At 54.2% G+C, this 21,404-nt stretch carries 21 protein-coding genes; 8 read left to right on the plus strand and 13 right to left on the minus strand.

Annotated elements, in window-relative coordinates; translation table 11 throughout:
* Positions 1-72: 72 nt before the first annotated feature.
* The 3 genes from glnE (at position 73) to ACUN9X_RS05785 (ending at position 4,419) form a co-directional block, all read left to right on the plus strand.
* Positions 73-2,847, plus strand: a complete 2,775-nt coding sequence (gene glnE / locus ACUN9X_RS05775) for a bifunctional [glutamate--ammonia ligase]-adenylyl-L-tyrosine phosphorylase/[glutamate--ammonia-ligase] adenylyltransferase (RefSeq protein ID WP_445473184.1) — start codon at positions 73-75, stop codon at positions 2,845-2,847.
* A 122-nt stretch (positions 2,848-2,969) separates the two neighbouring features.
* A complete protein-coding gene (locus ACUN9X_RS05780; RefSeq protein WP_260038843.1) occupies positions 2,970-3,896 on the plus strand; it encodes a branched-chain amino acid transaminase in 927 nt (308 codons plus the stop codon).
* A 118-nt stretch (positions 3,897-4,014) separates the two neighbouring features.
* Positions 4,015-4,419 carry a DUF6165 family protein gene (locus tag ACUN9X_RS05785; protein ID WP_260038845.1) on the plus strand — a complete coding sequence of 135 codons (405 nt, stop codon included), beginning with the start codon at positions 4,015-4,017 and terminating at the stop codon, positions 4,417-4,419.
* A 21-nt stretch (positions 4,420-4,440) separates the two neighbouring features.
* On the opposite strand, the gene ACUN9X_RS05790 is transcribed toward ACUN9X_RS05785, so the two are convergent.
* On the minus strand, positions 4,441-5,502 hold the full coding sequence (locus tag ACUN9X_RS05790) for a glycosyltransferase family 9 protein (protein ID WP_445473185.1): 1,062 nt from the start codon (positions 5,500-5,502) through the stop codon (positions 4,441-4,443).
* A 117-nt stretch (positions 5,503-5,619) separates the two neighbouring features.
* Here ACUN9X_RS05790 and ACUN9X_RS05795 point away from each other — a divergent pair, with 117 nt between their 5' ends.
* The 3 genes from ACUN9X_RS05795 to ACUN9X_RS05805 are packed head-to-tail and all read left to right on the plus strand — an operon-like array spanning position 5,620 to position 7,865.
* Complete coding sequence (locus ACUN9X_RS05795; RefSeq protein WP_445472456.1) at positions 5,620-6,390, plus strand: 3-deoxy-D-manno-octulosonic acid kinase; 771 nt, start codon at positions 5,620-5,622, stop codon at positions 6,388-6,390.
* Positions 6,391-7,092 (plus strand): lipopolysaccharide kinase InaA family protein, encoded by a 702-nt coding sequence (locus ACUN9X_RS05800; protein ID WP_445472457.1) that lies wholly within the window; start codon positions 6,391-6,393, stop codon positions 7,090-7,092.
* Positions 7,092-7,865, plus strand: a complete 774-nt coding sequence (locus ACUN9X_RS05805; protein ID WP_445472458.1) for a glycosyltransferase family 25 protein — start codon at positions 7,092-7,094, stop codon at positions 7,863-7,865. The genes ACUN9X_RS05800 and ACUN9X_RS05805 overlap by 1 nt, the downstream gene beginning before the upstream one ends.
* Here ACUN9X_RS05805 and ACUN9X_RS05810 read toward each other — a convergent pair.
* Positions 7,836-9,095, minus strand: coding sequence for an O-antigen ligase family protein (locus ACUN9X_RS05810; RefSeq protein WP_260038852.1), 1,260 nt, complete (start codon positions 9,093-9,095; stop codon positions 7,836-7,838). The genes ACUN9X_RS05805 and ACUN9X_RS05810 overlap by 30 nt on opposite strands.
* Before the next feature lie 154 nt (positions 9,096-9,249).
* On the opposite strand from ACUN9X_RS05810, the gene ACUN9X_RS05815 reads away from it, so the two are divergent.
* Complete coding sequence (locus ACUN9X_RS05815; protein ID WP_260038854.1) at positions 9,250-10,077, plus strand: polysaccharide pyruvyl transferase family protein; 828 nt, start codon at positions 9,250-9,252, stop codon at positions 10,075-10,077.
* 63 nt (positions 10,078-10,140) lie between these two features.
* On the opposite strand, the gene ACUN9X_RS05820 is transcribed toward ACUN9X_RS05815, so the two are convergent.
* The 5 genes from ACUN9X_RS05820 to ACUN9X_RS05840 all read right to left on the minus strand — a co-directional run bounded on the left by ACUN9X_RS05820 (position 10,141) and on the right by ACUN9X_RS05840 (position 14,678).
* Positions 10,141-11,031, minus strand: coding sequence for a glycosyltransferase family 2 protein (locus ACUN9X_RS05820; protein ID WP_260038856.1), 891 nt, complete (start codon positions 11,029-11,031; stop codon positions 10,141-10,143).
* A gap of 101 nt (positions 11,032-11,132) precedes the next feature.
* Positions 11,133-11,945 carry a hypothetical protein gene (locus ACUN9X_RS05825; RefSeq protein WP_445472459.1) on the minus strand — a complete coding sequence of 271 codons (813 nt, stop codon included), beginning with the start codon at positions 11,943-11,945 and terminating at the stop codon, positions 11,133-11,135.
* Between the two features lie 15 nt (positions 11,946-11,960).
* Positions 11,961-12,779 carry a glycosyltransferase family A protein gene (locus ACUN9X_RS05830; protein ID WP_260038860.1) on the minus strand — a complete coding sequence of 273 codons (819 nt, stop codon included), beginning with the start codon at positions 12,777-12,779 and terminating at the stop codon, positions 11,961-11,963.
* Between the two features lie 36 nt (positions 12,780-12,815).
* Entirely contained in the window at positions 12,816-13,655 is an 840-nt protein-coding gene (locus ACUN9X_RS05835; RefSeq protein WP_445472460.1) for a glycosyltransferase family 2 protein, read from the minus strand.
* 114 nt (positions 13,656-13,769) lie between these two features.
* Positions 13,770-14,678, minus strand: a complete 909-nt coding sequence (locus ACUN9X_RS05840) for a lysophospholipid acyltransferase family protein (RefSeq protein WP_445472461.1) — start codon at positions 14,676-14,678, stop codon at positions 13,770-13,772.
* A gap of 315 nt (positions 14,679-14,993) precedes the next feature.
* Here ACUN9X_RS05840 and ACUN9X_RS05845 point away from each other — a divergent pair, with 315 nt between their 5' ends.
* Positions 14,994-15,788: a class I SAM-dependent methyltransferase gene (locus ACUN9X_RS05845; protein ID WP_260038864.1), complete on the plus strand. Its 795-nt coding sequence runs from the start codon at positions 14,994-14,996 to the stop codon at positions 15,786-15,788.
* A gap of 9 nt (positions 15,789-15,797) precedes the next feature.
* On the opposite strand, the gene ACUN9X_RS05850 is transcribed toward ACUN9X_RS05845, so the two are convergent.
* From ACUN9X_RS05850 to lpxL, 6 genes are read right to left on the minus strand one after another with little or no spacing between them, the layout of a single operon-like run.
* Entirely contained in the window at positions 15,798-16,457 is a 660-nt protein-coding gene (locus ACUN9X_RS05850) for a PhoP regulatory network YrbL family protein (RefSeq protein ID WP_260038865.1), read from the minus strand.
* Between the two features lie 14 nt (positions 16,458-16,471).
* Positions 16,472-17,503: a glycosyltransferase gene (locus ACUN9X_RS05855; RefSeq protein WP_260038866.1), complete on the minus strand. Its 1,032-nt coding sequence runs from the start codon at positions 17,501-17,503 to the stop codon at positions 16,472-16,474.
* A complete protein-coding gene (locus ACUN9X_RS05860) occupies positions 17,503-18,324 on the minus strand; it encodes a polysaccharide deacetylase family protein (RefSeq protein ID WP_260038868.1) in 822 nt (273 codons plus the stop codon). Before ACUN9X_RS05860 ends, ACUN9X_RS05855 begins: the two co-directional genes overlap by 1 nt.
* Complete coding sequence (locus ACUN9X_RS05865; RefSeq protein WP_445472462.1) at positions 18,321-19,427, minus strand: glycosyltransferase family 4 protein; 1,107 nt, start codon at positions 19,425-19,427, stop codon at positions 18,321-18,323. Before ACUN9X_RS05865 ends, ACUN9X_RS05860 begins: the two co-directional genes overlap by 4 nt.
* On the minus strand, positions 19,424-20,377 hold the full coding sequence (locus tag ACUN9X_RS05870) for a mitochondrial fission ELM1 family protein (protein ID WP_445472463.1): 954 nt from the start codon (positions 20,375-20,377) through the stop codon (positions 19,424-19,426). The genes ACUN9X_RS05865 and ACUN9X_RS05870 overlap by 4 nt, the downstream gene beginning before the upstream one ends.
* Positions 20,374-21,330, minus strand: a complete 957-nt coding sequence (lpxL, locus tag ACUN9X_RS05875) for an LpxL/LpxP family Kdo(2)-lipid IV(A) lauroyl/palmitoleoyl acyltransferase (protein ID WP_260038871.1) — start codon at positions 21,328-21,330, stop codon at positions 20,374-20,376. The genes ACUN9X_RS05870 and lpxL overlap by 4 nt, the downstream gene beginning before the upstream one ends.
* Between the last annotated feature and the right edge of the window lie 74 nt (positions 21,331-21,404).

A 21,404-nucleotide genomic window follows, 5' to 3' on the forward strand; every position in this document is an offset into this window, starting at 1 on the left:
CTTGCTGGTGCTGAAGGTCAGCAGTGGCTGGCGTCCGTATCACCGCTGTCAGCGGACGACGCGTCTGCAGCCATGCTGCGGAGCCCCTTCCTCAAGGAAGTGGTGCAGCGGAACCCGAACCAGGTGGCCGATTGGCTGGCCCGGCGGCCCGTGTCCGAGTGCCTGACGCCCGAGCAGGTGAAGAGCATTGCGCAGGACTACCTCGACGAAGTGAGCGATGAGCCTTCGCTGCACAGGGCTTTGCGCCAGTTTCGGCGTGAGACGATGTTTCGCATCATCTGGCGGGATTTTCTGCGGCTATCGGATCTCGACGAAACCATGGCTGCAGTGAGCGCGATGGCGGACACCGCAATCAGCGGGGCACTTGACTGGCTCTATGATGATTCCTGCAAGCAGTGGGGCACGCCCTGGGGCGACGATCCGGTGACGGGCAAGCCGGCCCCTCAGCGAATGCTGGTAATGGGTATGGGCAAGCTCGGCGGCTATGAGCTGAACGTCTCGTCTGATATCGACCTTATTTTTGCTTTCCCCAGCAATGGCGAAACCCGCGACGGCAGTCGGGTACTTGATAATCAACAGTTTTTTGTTCGGCTGGGGCAGCGCTTGATTCAGGCGCTGGATCAGATTACGGCAGACGGCTTTGTGTTCCGGGTGGATATGCGGTTGCGCCCTTATGGCCAAAGCGGTGCGCTGGCACTCAGTTTTTCCGCATTGGAATCCTACTACCAGGACCAGGGGAGGGACTGGGAGCGTTATGCCATGGTCAAGGCGCGGATTGTGGCCGGCGACAGTGCCGCCGGCGACGTGCTGATGACGAGTCTGCGGCCTTTTGTTTATCGCAAATACATCGACTTCAGCGCTTTCGAATCCTTGCGCTCAATGAAGTCGATGATCAGCCGGGAGGTCAGGCGCAAAGGGCTGGAGAACAATATCAAACTGGGGCGTGGTGGCATCCGGGAAATCGAGTTTGTGGTTCAGGCCTTTCAGTTGATTCGCGGTGGCCGTGACCGGGAATTGCAGCAACGTGAGCTGCAGCGGATTTTGCCCGAGCTCGTCAACCTGGAACTGCTCCCTCAGCAGGTAACTGATGAGCTGGGTGACGCCTATGTGTTTTTGAGAAATCTGGAGCATGCGTTGCAGGGCATGCAGGATCAGCAGACCCAGGAGTTGCCGGACGATCCGGAATCTCGCGCACGGGTTGCGCTGATCATGGAGTTTGATAGCTGGGACGAGTGCATGACTGCGATGAATGCTCATCGCGACAAGGTCGCTCGCCATTTTTCAGACATCATTACTCTGGATGATGAAGTCGCTGAGGCGGATGATGCCAGCGAGCGCTGGCAGGAAATCTGGTTGGGTGAGCTTGATCAGGACGCGGCGGAAAAGCGCCTGGCTGAAAACGGGTTCGGGTCGCCCCGGGAAAGCTTTGATTTGTTGCAAAAACTGCGAAAAAGCAAAACCGCGCAGGTCATGCAGACGGAAGGGCGCCGTCGACTGAACCGATTTATGCCGGTATTACTTGAGGCGCTAAGTGAGGTAGAGGCGCCCTCCAAAACGCTGGAGCGGGTTGTCCAGCTCATTGACTCGGTCCTGCGCAGAACAGCCTATCTGGTCCTGTTGCTTGAGAACCCGGGCGCTCTTCAGCAACTTGTCAGGCTTTGTAGCGAAAGCCCCTGGATAGCCCGTCAGCTGGCCGAGACCCCGCTTCTGCTGGATGAGCTCCTGAACGCGGAAAGTCTCTACCACCCGCCGACCAAAGCAGAGCTGGAAGATGACCTGCGTCAGCAGTTACTGCGCATTCCACTGGATGATCTGGAAGAGCAGATGGAAGTGCTGCGCCACTTCAAGAAGGCTCATGTGCTGCGCGTGGCCGCATCAGAGTTGCGGGGTACTTTGCCGCTTATGAAAGTGAGCGATTACCTGACCTGGATCGCCGAAGTCGTGCTGGAGCACGTTGTCGAGGTGGCGTTTTCGAATCTGGTCAGCCGTCATGGCTTTCCCTGCAGGGCGGACGGGTCGGCCTGTGAGCGTGATTTTGCGATTATAGGGTATGGCAAGCTGGGGGGGATTGAGCTGGGTTATACCTCGGACCTTGATCTGGTCTTCATTCATACTGCCGATCCGCAGCAGTCGACCAATGGTGAGCGGCAGATTGATAACGCCGTGTTCTATACCCGCCTCGGTCAGCGAATCGTGCACATTCTCAGTACGCAGACGCCGTCAGGGCAACTATATGAAGTGGACATGCGGCTGCGCCCTTCAGGAAATTCCGGTTTGCTTGTCAGTGGCATTACCGCATTTGCGAAGTATCAACGGGAAGATGCCTGGACCTGGGAGCATCAGGCGCTGGCGCGTGCTCGCGGTGTCGCAGGATGCAGCGATGCAATAGCCGCGTTTGAATCTCTGCGTCATGAGGTGTTGTGTACCCCGAGAGAGCGCGAAACATTGCGGGAAACAGTTGTGGATATGCGTGAGAAAATGCGCGCCAGCCTCGGCACGCCCGTTCGCGAAGGGGCGGATCCGGACGCTTTTCATACCAAGCACGATCGCGGCGGCATCGTGGATATCGAATTCATGGTGCAGTATCTAATGCTGGCGTATTCCTCAGAGTATCCCGAGCTGACGCGCTGGTCAGACAATATTCGGCAGATGGAAGCCTTGGGGGAAGCCGGGGTGATTCCGGTGGAGGATGCCGAAAAACTCAGGGAAACCTATATCACCCTGCGTTCAACCATTCACCGACGCGCATTGCAGAATCTCAACAGCAAGGTTGAGCCCGATGCATTTCCGGATGAACGCGCCTATATCTGGAAAGTGTGGCAGCGCATCATGCTTGACCCAGGTTAATGAAACTGCTGCTAACCGCTACTGCGTCAGGCCGGATTTTCCTGCTAGAATGGCCGTTTCCCGAACGTTCCGGAGGTGTTGTCGCCGGAGCGCTATAACCTGCTTTTTTCAGGAGTAATGTGATGTCGATGGCGGATCGTGACGGCCTCATCTGGCTGGATGGTGAAATGGTGCCTTGGCGCGATGCGAAGGTTCATGTGCTAACCCATACCCTGCACTATGGATTGGGCTGCTTTGAAGGTGTGCGAGCGTACAATACCGATCAGGGGCCGGCTATTTTCCGCCTGCAGGATCATACGGATCGTCTGTTCCGTTCTGCGCACATTCTCAACATGAAAATGCCGTTCACCAAAGAGCAGGTTAACGAAGCTCAGCGTGAAGCCGTGCGTGAAAACAGCCTGGATGAAGCCTATATCCGGCCGATGGTGTTCCTGGGCTCAGAGGGCATGGGGCTGCGTGCAGACAACCTGCAGGTGCATCTGATGGTTGCCGCCTGGAGCTGGCCTTCTTATATGTCTCCCGAGGCGCGCGAGCTGGGTATCAAGGTCCGTACGTCTTCGTATACCCGTCATCACGTTAACATCACCATGTGTAAGGCAAAGGCGAACGGTAACTACATCAATTCGATGTTGGCATTGAACGAAGCCATTGCCAGTGGCTGTGAAGAGGCGTTGTTGCTAGATAACGAAGGATACGTAGCAGAAGGATCCGGCGAGAATATCTTTATCCTGCGGGATGGTGTGCTGCACACACCGGAGCTGACCTCCTGTCTGGAAGGCATTACCCGTCAGACCATTCTTGATTTCTGCAAGGAACTCAACGTGCCGGTCCGCGAGCGTCGCATCACCCGTGATGAAGTGTACATTGCAGATGAAGCCTTCTTTACCGGCACTGCGGCAGAAGTGTTGCCAATCCGTGAGCTGGACGGCCGTGTCATCGGTGCCGGCAAGCGCGGCCCTCTGACAGAAAAGCTGCAGACCATGTACTTCGATGCAGTCAAAGGCAAGCGCCCGGAAAACGCCAACTGGTTAACCCGGGTTCGCGACTGATCAGGCCGACAACTGCAGCAGAAGCTTTCGGGATTCTGCTGCAGAGACAGCTTTATATTTGGCGTGGCTTGCAACAGGCTCCGCACACTCCAGAATCAATACAATCCGGGGCAGCACAATGACTGACGTAATCAAGGTTCCCGTTTCTTTCGGCGAAGTCCTCGACAAGATCACTATTCTCGAGATCAAATCAGAGCGCATCCAGGATGCCGCGAAGGTAAAGAACGTGCGGCTGGAGCTTGAGGAGTTGTCCTTGGTATGGGATGACGCCGTATCCGACCCGGCTTCGATTGCTTCGCTGCGCGAACAACTGAAGGCCGTGAATGAGCAGCTCTGGGTTATTGAAGACGATATACGGGACCAGGAAGCCGAGCAGGATTTCGGTCCGCGCTTCATCGAGCTTGCCCGTGCTGTGTACGTGACCAATGACAAGCGTGCCGCGCTCAAGAAAGACATCAATCTTGCGCTTGGTTCACGCTTTGTAGAAGAAAAGTCGTATCAGGATTATACGGCGAAGAAGTGAGTGTCGCTGACGGGGCTTGATTTAAATGCCGTCTTTCCCCGTCTCGCACTTTGCGTGGGTCTGCGAAACCCATCGATCCAGTATCCCGGTCACGTGCTCGATCGTGATCAGCTCCATTGCCCCCTCAAACTCTGCTTTTGCTCCCCAGCGGGCCGCGTCTACTGACTTCCCGGTGAATTGCTCCAGGGCCTTCGGATATTGGTTTGCGCATAATTTGAGTGAGTTGTAGGGGCCTGATCGGTACGGGTTGCTCGCGGCGTAAAGGCCAAGGACGTCGGTTCCAACGGCGCTCGCGATGTGAGCGGGGCCAGTGTCCGGAGCAACCAGCAGGTCTGCGCCCGACAGCAGAGCAGTAAGCTGTTTCAGGGTGTCTTTACCACAAATGTTGGTGACTCTTTCCGTCATGGCGTTTTCAATAGACGCGCAAAATTCTGCTTCAAATGGTGCCGGGCTGCCCACCAGAATGATATGCATGCCGTGGTTTCGACTGGCATAGTCGGCCAGCTGGGCGTAGCGCGCTGCTGGCCAGTTGCGGAGCGTGTGACTGGCACATGGACTGATGACCAGATTGCGGCCGTCCCTTGAGAGGATGCTGCGGGCAAAATCATGATCTTCCTGGCTTAGTGGTATATTCCACTTGGGCTCCGCGGCTTTCAGGCCAAGCGGCTCCAGGAAGCTCGCCAGGCAGTCACGGACATGTTGTTGTGGTGCTGCTGCAATCCGCTTGTTAATGAACAGGCCGTGGAGATCTTTGCTGCGGGCCTTGTCATAGCCCACTTTCAATTTTGCAGGGATTATCGCAGCAGCCAGGTTGGCCCGGAACGCCACCTGCATGTGTAAAAGGGCATCAAACTGCCTGTTTTTCATCGCCGCACGCAGTTCCTGGTAACCTTTTCGGCCCGTCTTCTTGTCGAAAATGATGAATTCGACGCCCGGAAGATCGCCAATCAGCTTCGCTTCAATTTTACCGATTACCCAGGTGATCTTTGTTCCAGGTAGTTGTTCCTGAAGACTTAGTACCACTGGAATGACATGGGTGACGTCGCCAATGGCGGATAGGCGTAATATACAGATGGAGTTAATCAATTTAACGTTATCCAATTGGTTTTCGCTTAGTGTGGAGCCCCGCGTTGCTCATTGCTAAACTGAGCTGCATTCTAGCCCACTTGCAGGAATGCGTCTTGTCTGCATCGAACAAGCATGAGGTGTTTTGATGGTGCTGTGCCAGTGAAAGCCAGTCGGCAAACAGTGAAGTCCGGAGAAACGGCTTTTCTGCGCAACGAAAAATTCGAAGCTTTGAGCCCTTGTTGGTTTGACCCTGATTTCTGGGGCGGCAGTTGCGCGCCCGTGGGAACCGGGGGGCGAGGGGGTGCCTGGTTTATACGTTATGAAGATGAGGATGTCGTACTTCGGCACTATTACCGGGGTGGGCTCGTCGCTCGTTTGTCTAAACGACGGTATATCTTCACTGGTTTTGAACGATCGCGGTCTTTTCGCGAGTTCCGGATGCTTGCTCGACTTCTCGAGCTGAATCTGCCAGTCCCTGAGCCAGTGGGAGCGCTTGCAGAGAGAGTTGGCGCTTTTCGGTACCAGGCGGCGATTCTTGTCCGGCGGATTCCCGGCGCGGTTGCGATGCTGGAACATGATTCGATTGCAGACGACCTGATTTGGCGGCAGGTGGGTGAAACCATCGGGCGATTTCACGCTGAAGGTCTGGATCATGTGGACCTCAATTGTGACAACATTCTTGTGTCTGCCAGCGGTATTTATCTTATCGATTTTGACCGTTGCAAGTTGCGGGGAGATCGTCGTCATTCGGGCATGGCAGGCTGGCAGAGGCGGAACCTGAACCGGCTCAAAAGATCTTTGGAAAAGCGACTCGATGATCTGCCTGAAGGAGCACTGCCTTTGCGGTGGCGGACGTTGTTGAGTGGGTATGAGCAAAGTCTTGCCGCAAGCAAAAAGGGATGAGTGACCAAGTCCATGGCTAATGTTGTTCTGCAAAGAGAGTTACACGCCAATGTTCGGCGTACGCGCATCACTTATGCCGCGCTGATCGACAACCAGCCAGCAGCAATTAAATGCTTTCGGAAACCGCTTTTCGGTTTGTTTCACTGGCAAAGAGCGCGCATAAAGGCATATAAAATTCGCAATGCTGGAGGCCCTGTGCCCCCTATTATTTATGCGGGATGGGTTCCGGAACTTCGATGCTTCGGGTTCGCAACGGAGTTCCTTGAGGGATATCGTTCGTTGCGTGAAGCTCTGCGGGAGTCTGATGAGCTGGGCGAGCAAAAACAGCTGCTCAAGAAACTGGCTGAGTGTATTGCCGACCTGCACCGAAGGGGAATTGAGCAGCCAGATGGCAATCTGACTAACTTCTTACTGGGTCCCAATGGTGATATAAAAATGGTCGACGAAGACGATGTGAGGGTGGGTAAGAGCGCTTTGAGTGGGCGGGCGGCTATGACCAATCTGGCCAATGTTGGTGCCAGATTACCCAGTGGTGATCTTCCCCTGTGGCTGAGAGCCACCTATATTCAAGCTCGGAAAGATCTCCAGGGAGACGTCGAGTTTGATGAGCACCATTTTGCACGTGAGGTTTTCCGTCAAAAAGAGCAGTTCCGGATTAAACGTGAAGCGCGAGATGCTGCGCCCGACCGTGAGTACGATTGATGTCAGACATTCCCATTTACCTTGTTTCCATGGTGAGCGATTCAGCACGCCGAGAGCAGATATCGCAGGCATTCCCCGATTCTTATCCTGGCATGATTATGACCAACGCCGTTGACGGGCGTGAATTGCCTGCACAAGCCTACTTTCAGTACATTTCCAGCGCCATGGAAAACCATCATCGGATTCTTTCTCCAGCAGAGGTGGGATGCAGCCTTAGCCATCTCAAGGTTCTGGAGCAGTTTCTTGAAGGCGAGGCAGAGCGCGCGATCATCCTGGAGGATGATGTGATCGGGGATGATCAGGGGCTCCAGCGTTCGGTCGAAAAGGTGCAGGGGATTCCTGAGGATGCGGTCATCATTCTTGGTGGCCAGGAGGGCATGCCGTCCAGAAAGTATATTTTTGGCAAGCCTGCAGGCGTTAGTGATGTCTTCAAGCTTCCGCCCTATTCGCATCATCATGTGTTTCGAACGTGCTGTTATGGTGTGACTCGCTACAGTGCCGCGCAGATTGTTGCCACGCAGAAACGATCGTTAAAACTTGCTGATGCTTGGCCTCTCCTTGCGCGCGGTGGCGACTTTTCTTTGTATTTCAGTCATGACTTGGCTCACCCGGTTGATCGCAGCAACAGTCACATTGAGCTAGGTAGAGCCAGCATCAGTGCGAAAAAAAATAAAGGCTTTAAGGCCTTTTGGTTGAAGCGACTGACCAGGCTGAAGCGTAGAGCTGGTGCAAGCTGGTGCAGATTACGTGGTTACCGAAAGATCCTGTTCTGATTCAGCACTGCGAGCTGGTATTTCCGGCTGAACGCTTAGGAAAGCGATCATCGAAACGGCAAACATGTTGATGGTTGCCGGATGGTTGAAGGGAACGTCGGTGAGGCAGGCAACCGAATAAAGGAAAGTGGTGCCAAGAAGGCTGCCGAAAACGAATTTGTTATTTCGATAGTACTTGAACGCCAGAAAAGCTGGAATCACCAGGATGGCCAGTAATGCGCAAAGGCCCAAGAAGCCCTGCTTCACCAGCGTATCCAGGTATTGATTGTGATAATGGTACGGGGCGTAGTTTGCCGCTGCTTTGCTCACCTTCCCCTGCTGTGCAAGTTTCTGGAACTGCTCTTTGTGGCGATCACCGAGGCCCGTTAATGGCTCTAGCTTTGACAATTTTAACGCGGCACTCCAGAACTCGAGGCGCAGTCCGATAGACCCGGTGTTGTGTCCAGATTCTACCTGCTCCAGGTTAGTCATTGTTTCGTTTAGTCGGTTTTGGAGCAAGTGCGCGCCTGTCGCGCTAACAACGCAAAAGGCCGCCACGATAGCTGCGGTAACGAAACGGTGTGAACGCCCACGTCGGTAAAGAAATAGCAGAGTCAAGGCGAGCAGGATCAATAAAATCGGAAGAGCGACACCTCGGGTACCTGTCATAGCAACGGATATAATCAGAAGAGGAGTAAGAACAAGGGACGCAGTCCTGACAGCTTTATGCTTGGTTGCGATTGCCAAAAACAGAACGCTCACCAGCGTCGTTGCCACGCCAGTTGCAAAGGGAATGGGATTGTAATGCAAATGAGCGCGGGACATGTCAGCTGCAAAATACTGGAAGAAGCAGATGGCGGTAAACGCTGCACCAGAAATCAGTATCGTGGTGATCAAGATCCTGAGTCGAATGGCTGCATTAACGGACAGTCCGGCAAAAATGCTGAGTGCTGCCAGAGTCCTCAGTTGCGTTATGCTACCGTCATTTTGCAGGTAGCCTAGCCCAAAGATTAGGGTGGTTAGCAAAATGGCACCGGCAAATGCGATCTTTTGTTGTCGGAGGTTTTGGCCGGTGGATCTAGCGGGTTTCTGTGCAATCTTACGAACTCCCAAGATAAGGAGTGTCAGCAAAACAATCGCTGGAAAATATTTGTCGCCCTCAGGAAGCCACCACAGGGCTGTCATGGCATAGATGACGGGAAGAAACCAAAGAGCGTTGCCTATGTGGTGTTTAATAGATTCGTTGGGCATAGATTTCTATGAGGCTCTTAGGGGCGCTGATCTGACGAAAATAGATACGAAATTCTACCAGATTCATCGAGTTTCTTATTCTAAAAAGTAGATCTTATGCCCCGTGATTCTTGGTAGCCCATAAGTTGCTGTATTGAACAAAGGTATCGGTTTGATGGCTAAGTTTTTCTATTTTTTTGATGATTTCATCAACCTCAATCTACGTAATCGTGCACCTGTCTACTACTTCAGCGCGGAGCAGAATGTTGGCGATCTGCTTACCCCGTATTTGATCGAGAAGCTGACTGGCCGAACCGCACACAACGTGAAGAGTCGGTATTTTCGGCATATGTTGGCCGTCGGGAGCATGATGCACAGGGCCAAAAGCAACAGCGATATTTGGGGAACAGGGACTTTGGGGCCAGAAATTGCGAGTAAGATCTCGGTCTCTGATTTAAAGGTTCACGCTCTTAGAGGGCATCTTAGCAAGGCATTGCTGTATGGCGATGATGGCAATGGCGCCGATATTCCTTTGGGGGATCCGGCCGTGCTGATGAAAGGCTACTTTGATCCTCAGGTAGAGAAAAAGTACCGCATTGGTATTGTTCCGCATTACGTGGATGAAGACTTGTCGATGCTGCATGCGCTAAGCCGAGAGGATACTCGGGTGATCAACGTTCGAAATAGTCCGGAGGCCTTTATTCTTGAGCTGCTTGAGTGTGAGTTTATTCTATCGTCGTCCTTGCATGGGCTGATATTGGCAGATACTTATGGTGTGCCCAATAAGTGGGCATCTTTCTCAGACGGACTTGCGGGGGGGCGATTCAAGTTTGCGGATTATTACTCGACAACCTGCCAGCCCGACGAGGATGTTGTTCGCATAACGGACGAGAAGGAGTTGCGTGTATGCCTGGAATCTATCGGCGCTCTGGCTTCGGTAAAACAATTCAATGAGAATAAAGAAAGGCTTGAGGCATCGTTTCCAAAAGAAGTCTATCGATAAGGCAACGGCAGGAATGCATAACATCTGAAGCAGGTTTGCGGTATCTGACTCACTCTTCAATTTCTAAGAAAAAGCAGAAGCGATCAGCCACTTTAACTGCCTTTGACGCACGCGAATGGAAAAAGGGCAAATGCCTGCCAATAGTTTGATGACGTATTGTGCTTCGCGTTGGTGATTGCGCTCCCAAAGACGCTTCGCCGCTCTCCCCATGAATTTCTCCGCGAGTACAGGGTGCTTTCTCAAGAAATCCAGGTTTTTCTCAATCGTTTTGAGGTCTGACTTGGCTTGAAGTTCACCTTTTTCGCTACTGCTGAGACGGGGGCCTTCATGCACTCGTATGTTGATCACAGCCTTCTGGGCAGGGAGTGCCAGGTAACCTGCTGCCAGTAGCCGGAATGTGAGGTCGCGGTCTTCGGAAACAATCAACGATTCGTCGAAACCTTCCACGCTTTCAAACGCAGATTTGTGAACGGTCGTGCCGGAGCAACCGGTTTCCATCAGGCTGACCATCAACTCTGTCGTCAGCATCTCAGTGCCAGCAGCGACTACCGGTGTTTTTCTGGTCCTGGTTTCGCCTGTTGTCTCGCGAACCATTAACCGGGAAGGCCAGAAGAACTTTGCAGTGGAGTGCTCGTTAATTGTGTGTTCAATACACTGGATGAAATCCCGATCAATCCAGTCGTCGTCATCAAGAAATACAATCCACTGCGCAGTAGCAATGTTGGCTCCTTGATTACGTGCGGCGGATACACCAGCGCTACGTTCGTTTCGAATTACCGTGCAACGCTTCGCAAGCTCTGGGTCCAGCTGGTCTGCAATTGGGGTGTCGCTTCCATCATCGACGACAATAATGGAGTTCGCTGGGCTTGTCTGATTGACAGCCGATTCAATAGCCTCCGCGACATAGACGGGGCGGTTTTTCGTGGTAATGATAACGTCAATTGATGTTGGCATAGTAAAAATGTGCTCGGCCTAAATGCGAACTAAAAACCGGGTGACTAGTGAAGGCTAGCCGCGTTATATCTGTTTACTTGCCCCAAGTTGCAAACAGACATTCAAAAAGCTGAAAAGCGCTTTTTCCGCTTCACATGGTTGTCCAGATAAAACTTTAAGTGGTCTTGGAACTCTTCGCAATTGAGCTCGGGTGCGGCCACACCAAACCAGCTGTGAACGAATGAAAGATACCTCTCACGTGACCAGCGTTTCTCAAACTTGTTGCGGTAGAAAAAGCCAAAGGAAAATCCCAATTGCTTTTCCAGTGGAGCAGGGGAGTTGATTTTCGAGAATTCCAGATCGATGAGCCAGCATTGTGTGAGGTCGGGGCAAAGCAAAAAATTGCCGGCCCAAGGGTCAAGGTGCAACAAGCCATCTTTCATAGCAGTGAGGAGCGTATCGAATGCCAGTTTCATCGCTTCAGTAGCGCGATCTGGATGCTGCTGGGTGTATTCTTCCAATGTAATCGAGTTACTCAGGTTTTCCGTAACTGAGAAGGTCTGCTCTGGGAGCCCAAAACCACCAACCCGCCAACCATAGGCATATATTTCTGGTATGTATGGTTTGCCTTGCATGCGAAGGGCAGTGTCGAGTTCCGCAGTAGCCCACTCGAAGCGCCCATGACGCTGAATGCCAAAGCGTGCCCGTACCTTTTGGCTGAAATACTTCAAGGTGTTGGTTTTCAGTAATAGCGGAGGGCTATAGCTGGCCAGTGATACTGTCGCTTTTGACTCGTCAGCGTCGAGCATTCGACAAATTTCCTGCTGCCAGGATTTTCCCGACGCTGAGAAAGCACCGCCTGTGTCTTTTGTAAACAGAATGGTCCGCTCCGATAGGGCGAGTGCTTGATAATCTGGATGGAGTAAGTATTTCATCAATGTTTGTTTGCGTTAAGGGTGCAAGTCAAAGTGCTCTGCGAGCTCCATCCACTGATCTCTGTTAGCGTCTTCTCTAACATTTGACTTCTTAAGGGCAACGCCTTGCGAGAACGGAATCGGGTAGGGTTTGCGTTCTGTTTTCATCGTTTTTCGAGAAGAGGTCCCCGCCAGGAGACTCATTGCTTTGAACCAGAGATCATCTGCTTTTGGAGAAAGTTTCAGGAAAAGGTCACTCGACGTCGACATCTCCGAAAGCGAGTGCGGAGGATAGAGTACGCCACCATAGCCTAATGGCATAGTGTACTTGTCAGAGCAGTCCGGGGCCTCATAAGTCCATTGGCGATACGGCGCTGGAGATCTGGCCTCCGAGTAGCGAATTCTTCTGCACTGATGGCCCACGATTTCATCCGGGTTCTTTCTGTGAGCATGATAGAGGGATTGCAGCCACCCCTGGGGGTACATGAGGTCATCGTCACAGGTTACGATCGTTTCCGATGGATGCTCTTTCAGGCAGTAAATTAGTTTTGTGTGTGGGCCAACATCAGGTCTGAATCTTATCTCAAAGCGCTGTCCCTGCAGGCGATGCAGCTTTTCTGGAATCTTCTTCTCACATTCGTGCCCGAGCCACAGAATAATTTTCTTCGGCGGTTGTGATTGTCTTAGCACGCTGCGAACGGCCAGGTGCACACACTTGAGTCGCGATTCAATCGATGTGAGTGAAACGATGACAGGAAGCTCGTTCTCCCTGGAGGAACCGTGTAATTCCGCGGCATTCAGGGAGTTTAGATATATCATGCGCGCCAGTGACGGTGGGTACTCTTTAACTTTCATGGTTCGCTCCATCAGCAGTATTGAGAGTTCAACACATTAGGAAGACTGGGTGTTCTCTCGTTTTTCAATGCCATTTACTGCCCAGAAGGTTCCATTCTTTTTTACGTCTTTACGGATGGCTTTGTTTTTTGCCCAGATTTCGGGCTTGGCATAACCTCTGGCGTGATCCAGGTGAAGGCACACGGTGCTGTATCTGATCTGTTTGGACTTATGGCCATAATTCCAGAGGCGTTCACCCAGCTCCCGATCCAGTCCGCCGTACTGCATGTCTTCGTTGAACCCGTTAACCGCGATCAGGTCCCTGGTCCAGGTTGAACTGTTCATACCGTTCCAGCTGGCTGCAGCGGGCGTGATGAAATTCATGATCTTTGTCTTCAGATCTGAAGCCGCAAGCTTGTTGAGCTTGTGACTTTTCGGCTGCCCATTAGCAACCAGCCAATCTGGGGAAAATATCTCCGCACTGCGAATCTGCTCATCAGTGATGCCTTCAGAGACTGGCATCGTGAGCTTGATATAACCGCCTGACAGGAAGTAACCGGGTCGTGCGAGGGCCTCGTGGGTAGCAACAAATTCTGGCTCGGGGATGCAGTCGCCATCCGTAAAAATCAGGTAATCACAATCCGTTTCCCGAATGGCTTTGTTAAGAATTTGGCACTTTCGAAAGCCCTGGTCTTCATGCCAGACGTGATCAAGGTTCAGCCGGCCCCTGTCGCGAAAGCGGTTGATAACCTCACGTGTTTCTTCGCTTGAGCCGTCATCGGCAACAATGACCCTGAAATCTTTAACGGTCTGCTGCTCATAGCCGGTGAGTACTTTGGACAGCCATAGCGGCGAATTGTAGGTCGTGATGACGACCCCGATTTTTTGCGGAGACATGGGCCAACCTGAGGCTGTTAATTGGGTTAAGGCACTAGGAAAAAACACTGGTGTTCAGTATACAGGTTTTCATTCGAAACGTGGGGCAGGGAGTGCTGCTCGCTGCCTGTGCGCTTAGCGGCAAATGCGGTCGGGATAGTAGGGGTTTGGTTGTCCCGGCGGGCGGTGGCGCAGGCGCTTGTACTCCCATTGGTACTGCTCCGGGAGGGCTCTTACACATGTCTCCACCGTTTTATTCAGGGCAGTGGTCGCAATAACAGGCTCGGGATCGTCGATGCCTGCTTCAGCGTCGCGAACAACAATGCGAAATCCCTGCCCGTCAGGCAATCTTTCGGCATAGGTCGCCAGCACGTTCGAGCCGGATTTTTGCGCCAATTTGGATACGAGCGTCATGGTCCTGACTTCCATGCCGAAGAATGGCGCGTAGGCGTTGCCTGCTCCCCTGGGGGACTGGTCAGGGAGTATGCCTGCGACGCCGCCTTCACGAAGCAGCGTCATCAAACGGGACAGTCCACGGCGATCGCCACGAACCAGCTCTGACCCCAGGCGACCACGCACGTTAATCATGTAATCCTCAAACTCGGGCATATGGGGAGGGCTGTAAAGCGCCGCCATTTGATAGCGTGATGAAAAATAAAGACCGGCGAGTTCCCAGTTGCCGAGATGTGGCGCAAGAAGAATCAGGCCCTTACCGCTATTCATGGCATTTTGCAGCAGGTGCTCACCTTCAATTTCTTTTACAAGCGACAGGCACTTTTCAACAGGCCACTCCCATATCAGCGGGATTTCCATAATGGTTTCGCCGGTATGACGAAGACTGGCTTTACCCAGTGCCCGTTGCGCCTTCGCGTCCAGTTCGGGGAAGCAGATGGCCAGATTGGTTTTCGTAACGGTTTTGGCATTGGTTGGAAGCCACCAACCCAAACGCCCCAGAAAACGACCGATGGCCTGGGCTACACCCAATGGCAGCTTGCCGGCGAGCTTTAGCAGGATAACAATGACGGACGCTTTGGAAATGGTCATAGTCTTGAGGATAAGTATTCAATGATCAAAAGGCGCATGGTGACCGTTTAAGCTTAGTTGGCCCTGCGGGGCTGTCCATGATCGCTGATTGAGCCTGTTTGTGATCGGTCGGGAAATGTTGAACGCGAACCTAGCACCATCTTTCGGGTACGGCAAGCGGATCTGTTTCGGGCGGCGGCTGAATCCGGTGTGGCATAGATTCCAGAACCCGGTTTTTGCGGTGGTGTATTCCCGGCTGGCTGCGGTACATTCGATCTCATGGCGCAGGCAGTTTCAGTTCAGCCAGCAGCGATAACCCGGATAAAGGAGCGGCGTTTGAATTTGGATCAGAAGGCTTTTGCGGAAAACTACCGGTTAAAGCGTGCGTTGTTCTCCGTACTGTTGCGATTGGTATGGCCGTTCAGAGCGGTTTACACCTGTCCGATCTGTCTCTATCGGGGGCCTTTCAAGAAGAAGACAACGCGTCGGTATCATCACACGCGCACGGACGCTAAATGTCCTTGCTGTCGCGCCAATGAGCGGGCGCGATTGCAGTATCTGGTGACGGCTGATGTTCTGTCCCGCCGGGGCGGTGGCGAGCTCGATATACTGCATGTGGCGCCGGAGAGCATACTGGCAAAGTGGCTGAAATCTCGGGCCCGGCGCTACGTTTCTGCGGACTTGTTTCGTCAGGATGTTGATTGCCGGTTCGACATCGAAAGTATTCCGTTTGCTGACGAGAGCTTTGATCTTGTGTTCGCATCTCACGTGCTGGTGTATGCCAGGGATGACCGCAAGGCTATTGCTGAAGTGCGGCGCATTCTGAGGCCCGGTGGTATCGCCATTATGCCGGTGCCGATCGTGGGGGATAAAACTGTCGACCCGGAAGGGCGGCGCTTTTTTCACGAGCCGGGACTGGATTACACGGATCGGTTTCGGGATGTCTTTGATGAGGTTCGTGAGTATTTTTCGGGCGAGTTCGACGCCCGCTACCAGCTTTACTTCTATGAATCGGCGCTGCCTGGCGCGCCGGATTCGCAGGTTGAGCCGCATCCGGCCAGTATGCGGGTCAGTGAGGGTAAATATGCGGACATGGTGCCGGTTTGCCACGTTGCGGCCCGACCTGAATGACGTCAGTTGCTAACGGTCAGCGCGTTCAATATCGGACCACTGGCCTTCCCGTCCACCGGCCTCCCAGTTGGCTCGCAGCCACATCCGTTGAATCCTGCGCTCGATATAATGTTTTCGCCATGCCTCGCTCCAGCCCAGGATGCTGGCAACAGTCGGTGGTCCCAGTCCGTCGATCAGGTACAGCTGGTAGCGGGGGCCGATGGTTTTCGCGACGATATTGTGAGGCAGCAGGTTGCGTGACAATACCTGTGTTTCACGCAGCCAGGCTTCGAGTTGTTGCAGGCTGGCAGTGACCACCGGGTCTGTACCTTGTTGTTTCAGGAGCTTTTCAAGGGTGGGGGCCGGGTTGCCCTGATCATCGCTGATAAAATCAGTCTCACTGGCATCACCCAATGTTGTGGGCGTCACGCCATGCCAGCGGGGCAGGTGATGCCAGATCTGATCGCCGCCGTGAACGATTGCGCGCTGGTGATAGGCGCTGATTTCCCGTTCGTTATCGTTCAGCGCTTTGCGTCCACGGAGTTTTTTGTACCAGGGCGCATCAGTGTATTGCTGGTCGGCCAGGTGCGGTTTCATGACTTTCAGGCAGTGGCGTGGATTATCCGGGTGGATGAAGCACAGCCGATTATCGCCTTCCGCGAAGGGTGTCATCCCGTTTAAATCGATCATAACCTGCTGTTCCCTCAGCTTGCGCGACGGTCCGTTGGCGTTATTCCGTTATACAGGTCCCGGGTGGCGCCGGCCATAGCCGCGATGGTCAGCTTCTCCCGGGCGGCTCGGTGGCTATCCCCGTGACCGGGATCATCGGGGTTGAACGTATTCATCAAAAGAGCCAGCGCATCCGGGTTGTCGGTTGGGCAGATCAATGATGACGGTAGCATTTCGTTGGGAATCGGGACATCGGTTGATATCACCGGCGTTGCCTGCATGGCTGCTTCACAGAAAACATAGGAAAATCCCTCTCGCCGGGACGATATGACCACGGCATCGCAGGCGCTCATCAGGGCGCTGACATCGGACCGGTTCCCGAGAAAACTCACACGCTGTTGCAGCTTCAGGTCGCGGCAAAGCGCTTTGAGCCTGTCGGCCTCTGGTCCCTCGCCGGCGATCAGCAAGTGGCCGGTGGGTACCTTCGTCATTGCCTCAAGCAAGATATCGAACCCTTTAACGTGCACCAGCCGACCGACGGCAAGCCACAGGCGTTGGCCACTTACAGGTTGTAGTGACTGGCGCAGGTCTGCGATCTGCTGCTTATCATGTTCAAGCGGCGGCGCAATACCGTTGTAAATCACGTGAACCGAAGGGTGATTGATTTGCCGGGCCAGTCCGGCGCTGACAGCGATGATAGCGGAGAAGGCAGCGAGCCCCGGTTGCTTTTTCTTTTGGCCGTGAACCGTTGCCACCAACGGTCTGTGTAAGCGGCTGGCAAGCGTGGCGATCATGGCCATTGCCTTGCCGCCCTGCGCATGGATGACGTCTGGCTTGTGCTGTCTGACTGACCGCCAAAGCGCCCAGAGGGCAAGTGGGCTGCGCCGTGATCGGGACAGGTCAACGGGGATAAACGTAACCTGTGCGCTGACACGCGGTTGATATTTGGCGTGGGCGGCGAGCATCACCTGATCGTCCGGATATTCGGCCAGTGTGTTGACCAGTTCAATAACGTGTTTTTCGAGACCGCCTTCTTCGTTTCCGCCCATCACGTGAAGAATACGCATCAGCGGACACCTCTGATTCCGCGCCGCATTTTCAATTTGAATGCCAGCAAGTTGTCTTTGCCGCTCACCTTGACGCGCCGAAGTTCAAAGGGGCGTTGGCCAAACTGGTCCTCAATGCCTTCGATGGTGGTGACAGCATTACGGTATCCAGCCGCCTGCGCTGCGACAACATCCTTCTCGCCGTAGAGTCCGAAAGGGTAGGCGAAGCTGGTAACAGAGGTTTCAAACTGCGCTTCAAGCGTGCGTCGGCTGCTGGCGATCTCATGTTGGCGACTTGCGTCGTCAGCTGTCAGCAGGTTGGCGTGGGTATAGGTGTGCCCGCCCAGCTCGATCAGTCCGGAAGCGAGCATATCCTTTACTTGCTCGTCAGTCAGCTTTGGCTCCCGCGCCAGCTCACCGGAATTATGGTGGGCTTTCTTGTAGGTTGACCAGTCGCGGTCGTGGCGATCAACCACCAGATACAGTGTCGCTTTGGCATTGTATTGCCGCAGCAGAGGCAGTGCGTTGGTGACGTTATCCTGGTAGCCGTCGTCAAATGTCAGGGCAACGGTTTTTTGCCGCAGCGTGCCGTTGGCGATTTGATCAGTGAGTTCCTGCATGGTGACGAAACGCCAGCCCTGATGACTCAGGTGCTGAAGCTGGCGTTCGAAATGTCCGGGGGATACCCGCAGCCCCTTGAATTTGGCCCCTTCAGGGGCATCGCTGATCATGTGATACATCAAGATTCGTGGCGCCCGATAATCCTGTGCAGGGAGCCACCAGGCATAGCGCCATGACAAATAGATGACGACAGCCAGCAGGGCGACGAGGGTTAGCATCATGGGGCAACCAGCTCCTGATAAACCTTGAGCGTTTCAGCCTGCATCTTCTCAAGCAGGAAAACATCGTTTGGCTTTACGTCAGTGTGCTGTCCATTGTAGACGCCAAGGATGGCATCGACGATGCCTTCCAGATCGCCCGGTTCAACAGCGCCAGCAGGATAAAGCGCCTGTAGAATCTCGGCGACGCCGCCGCGAGCATAGCCGACTACTGGAACACCCATTGCGAGCGGTTCCAGTACCGTCCTGCCAAAGGATTCGGGTTTGGTCGAGAGTGAAATGATAACGTTCGAAGCGGCATAGATCTCGCGCATATCAGTACGATGGCCCGTCATTGTGACGATGTTTTCAAGGCCGTTATCCTTGATCTGCTGGCGTACTTCCGCTGCGTAATCCGCTTTGCCGGGTGCATCACCGCCTACAATGAGTCCTGCCAGATCAGGCATGCGCTGGCTAAGGCGTGCGATCGCCTGAAGCCATTCTCTATGGCCTTTGAGGCGTGTCAGTCGACCGGGCAGGGTGACGATAAATTTGCCCTGCAGCTGCGGGTACTCCTGCTGCCAGTTGGCTTGCCATTCGGTTGAAGGCTGAAAGTCGCGAGGGAACTGCGACGGATCAATGCCGCGATGAATCAATCGAATGTGCTCTGCCCGGGCGGATGGGTAGTTGTCCAGAATATAGTGACGACAGGTTTCTGATACGGCAATAATCCGCTCGCCCCGCGTCATCACCGCGCTGTAACGGTTTACAGAGTGCAGGCCGTGGACGGTGGTCACCAGGTGTGGTGCCTGCCCGGGCGCAAGGCGTTTCAACGCCATCAAGGTAATCCATGCCGGCATTCGGGAGCGTGCATGGACAATATCGAACTCATTTTGACTGAGCCAGCGCCGGAACGGTCTGACCTGTAGCAGCGATGCGGGTGATTTTCGGCCGAGATCCCAGTGAATATGTCGCGACCCTGCTGCTTCCAGTTGGCTGACCAGCCGGCCGCCGGCAGAAACGACCCAGGATTCATGTCCAGCCTGCACCAGCGCCTCGGCAATCTCCAGAGTGCCGCGCTCAACGCCACCGCTATCCAGTGCAGGTAAGACCTGTAGTACTTTCATGGTAAGGGGGCTCCTGCTTTTTGCCTGCTCTGCCAGCGATCAAGTAGCCAACGCGCTGCCCGGTCTGCTTCCCACAGGGGCGCGGGCGGTGTGGCGGTGGCGATCGAGCCGGCGTCGGACAGCGAATAAACCCGTTGATCGGCCTGAAGCTGAGCAATGCCCCGGGCGACCCGGCTGTCGCTTTTAGGGGGTATATCGAAAAGCCCGGTTGGAAGGCCGCTCGTCAGTCCCTCATGCACCATCGAAACACTATCCGGTGTAATCCAGACGCAGCGGCTGTCCGCCAAAGCCTGGGACAGCCAGCTGGCGTGCGTTTTTCTGTGGTCCGTCACTGTCAGGGTTGAATCTTCCATCAGCGCCAGTTGCGAGAGCATCGCTTGCGGGGTGCGGCGGCTGGACGACAAGGTCCAGTGCCATCCGGGCAAGGCTTTGCGGAGCTGGTCTATCTGGGCGAGTACCTGGTCATCGTCCCACTCAAAATGCTTGGACGGGCCGCCGATAAGCATCAAGCCGTTGTGTCGGGCCGTGAGTTTCGCCATCGGCGTGATGGTATTCAGTACGCCTTTGGTTATCAGCGTTCGATCTGATGATGCTGGTGTGTCGTGTTCGGGGATGATGGCTGTATCGAGCCAGCTCAGTGGCAGTGAGGGACGCATGAGCACCGTTGTCATCACCTGCTTGCGGCGTCGAAGTGCAAAGAGTAGCCGATGGGTTTGTGAGCCTGCCCCGATCACTATATCCGGTGACGGCAAAGCGCTCAGCGCGTCAATAACCGGAGCCACACCGAACAGCGCGCGCCAGAACGGCACGCTCAAATTGCCGCAGTCTATCCAGTGGCAGTGAGCGTTGCCGAGCGCTTTCAGGCGGTGGGCAAGCCCGCGGAGCTGAGTGTTGTGGCCCGGCTTGTCATCATGCAGCAACCACACAATTGGCGCCCGGCCGGTGATCACGCGCTTTCCCGGTCATAGAAGTCGGGATCTGACCGCTGTGGTCGGGTCTTGAAGCGGCGGTGCATCCACAGATATTGATCGGGATAGCGTCGGATCTCGTTTTCAATGGTCAGATTAACCCGTGTCGCATCGGCGAGATCGTCTCCCGAGGGATAGTGATTCAAGGCCGGATGAAAATAGATGTCATAGCCAACGCTGTTCTCCCGCCGAAAATGGCTGAACGGAATGACGGCACACTGACTGCGCTCCGCGATACGGGCGGTTGCCGTAATACTCGACGCCGGAACTCCAAAAAAAGGTGCAAACACGACACCCTTGCGGCCGTAGTCCTGATCGGTGGCGTACCAGATGGTGCGGTTGGCTTTCAAACGGCGGAACAACCCCCTGAGATCCTTGCTTCCCAGTGCAATGCCGTAGCGGCGTTCCCGGGCCCGTGTCATCACCGCATTCATCAACGGGTTATTGTGGTCCCGCTGCATAACATCGGCTTCTATAAACAGTGATACCAGGCTACCGCCGAGGTCGAGCGTGCTATAGTGCCCGCCGAGCAGAAGCACGCCGTTTCCTTTTGCGAGTGCTGATTCCAGGTGTTCCAGACCGTGCACCTGTGTCAGGTCGCGCAACTGCTCCGGATCCCGGAACCAGGCCAGTCCTATTTCCATGATGCCGATGCCATTGGAATAAAAGGATTTTTTAACCAGCGCTTCCTGCTCCTCCGGTGATAGATCCGGGAAGCACAGCCGTATGTTGACACGAGTGATGTGTTTTCTGCGGGCCAGCGTGCGGTAAGCCAGGGCTCCGATTGTGCGTCCGAGTTGCCATTGCACTGACATTGGCAATTGCGCCATCAGCCAGATGATGCCGATTACGCACCAGGTGGGCCACCAGCGTGGATGCAGATAATGAGAATATTGCGTGTCCCGGGGTCTGCGTTTTGTCGCGTTTTGACTCACGATCTGTCCATGTTTGTGATTTCGTACAAGTTTATCAGCATATCTTAGTTTGATAAGTACCGGTCTGTGCAATC

The sequence above is a fragment of the Marinobacter sp. V032 genome (genome assembly GCF_052645435.1).

What these genes read in the sequence shown, in the direction of transcription:
- ACUN9X_RS05840 (WP_445472461.1), bottom strand. Translation starts at nt 14,678, where the DNA reads ATGACCATTTCCAAAGCGTCCGTCATTGTTATCCTGCTAAAGCTCGCC.
- ACUN9X_RS05815 (WP_260038854.1), top strand. Translation starts at nt 9,250, where the DNA reads ATGGCTAAGTTTTTCTATTTTTTTGATGATTTCATCAACCTCAATCTA.
- ACUN9X_RS05805 (WP_445472458.1), top strand. Translation starts at nt 7,092, where the DNA reads ATGTCAGACATTCCCATTTACCTTGTTTCCATGGTGAGCGATTCAGCA.
- ACUN9X_RS05785 (WP_260038845.1), top strand. Translation starts at nt 4,015, where the DNA reads ATGACTGACGTAATCAAGGTTCCCGTTTCTTTCGGCGAAGTCCTCGAC.
- ACUN9X_RS05825 (WP_445472459.1), bottom strand. Translation starts at nt 11,945, where the DNA reads ATGAAATACTTACTCCATCCAGATTATCAAGCACTCGCCCTATCGGAG.
- glnE (WP_445473184.1), top strand. Translation starts at nt 73, where the DNA reads ATGCTGCGGAGCCCCTTCCTCAAGGAAGTGGTGCAGCGGAACCCGAAC.
- ACUN9X_RS05860 (WP_260038868.1), bottom strand. Translation starts at nt 18,324, where the DNA reads ATGATGCTAACCCTCGTCGCCCTGCTGGCTGTCGTCATCTATTTGTCA.
- ACUN9X_RS05855 (WP_260038866.1), bottom strand. Translation starts at nt 17,503, where the DNA reads ATGCGTATTCTTCACGTGATGGGCGGAAACGAAGAAGGCGGTCTCGAA.
- ACUN9X_RS05810 (WP_260038852.1), bottom strand. Translation starts at nt 9,095, where the DNA reads ATGCCCAACGAATCTATTAAACACCACATAGGCAACGCTCTTTGGTTT.
- ACUN9X_RS05830 (WP_260038860.1), bottom strand. Translation starts at nt 12,779, where the DNA reads ATGAAAGTTAAAGAGTACCCACCGTCACTGGCGCGCATGATATATCTA.
- ACUN9X_RS05795 (WP_445472456.1), top strand. Translation starts at nt 5,620, where the DNA reads ATGAGGTGTTTTGATGGTGCTGTGCCAGTGAAAGCCAGTCGGCAAACA.
- ACUN9X_RS05820 (WP_260038856.1), bottom strand. Translation starts at nt 11,031, where the DNA reads ATGCCAACATCAATTGACGTTATCATTACCACGAAAAACCGCCCCGTC.
- ACUN9X_RS05865 (WP_445472462.1), bottom strand. Translation starts at nt 19,427, where the DNA reads ATGAAAGTACTACAGGTCTTACCTGCACTGGATAGCGGTGGCGTTGAG.
- ACUN9X_RS05835 (WP_445472460.1), bottom strand. Translation starts at nt 13,655, where the DNA reads ATGTCTCCGCAAAAAATCGGGGTCGTCATCACGACCTACAATTCGCCG.
- ACUN9X_RS05850 (WP_260038865.1), bottom strand. Translation starts at nt 16,457, where the DNA reads ATGATCGATTTAAACGGGATGACACCCTTCGCGGAAGGCGATAATCGG.
- ACUN9X_RS05780 (WP_260038843.1), top strand. Translation starts at nt 2,970, where the DNA reads ATGTCGATGGCGGATCGTGACGGCCTCATCTGGCTGGATGGTGAAATG.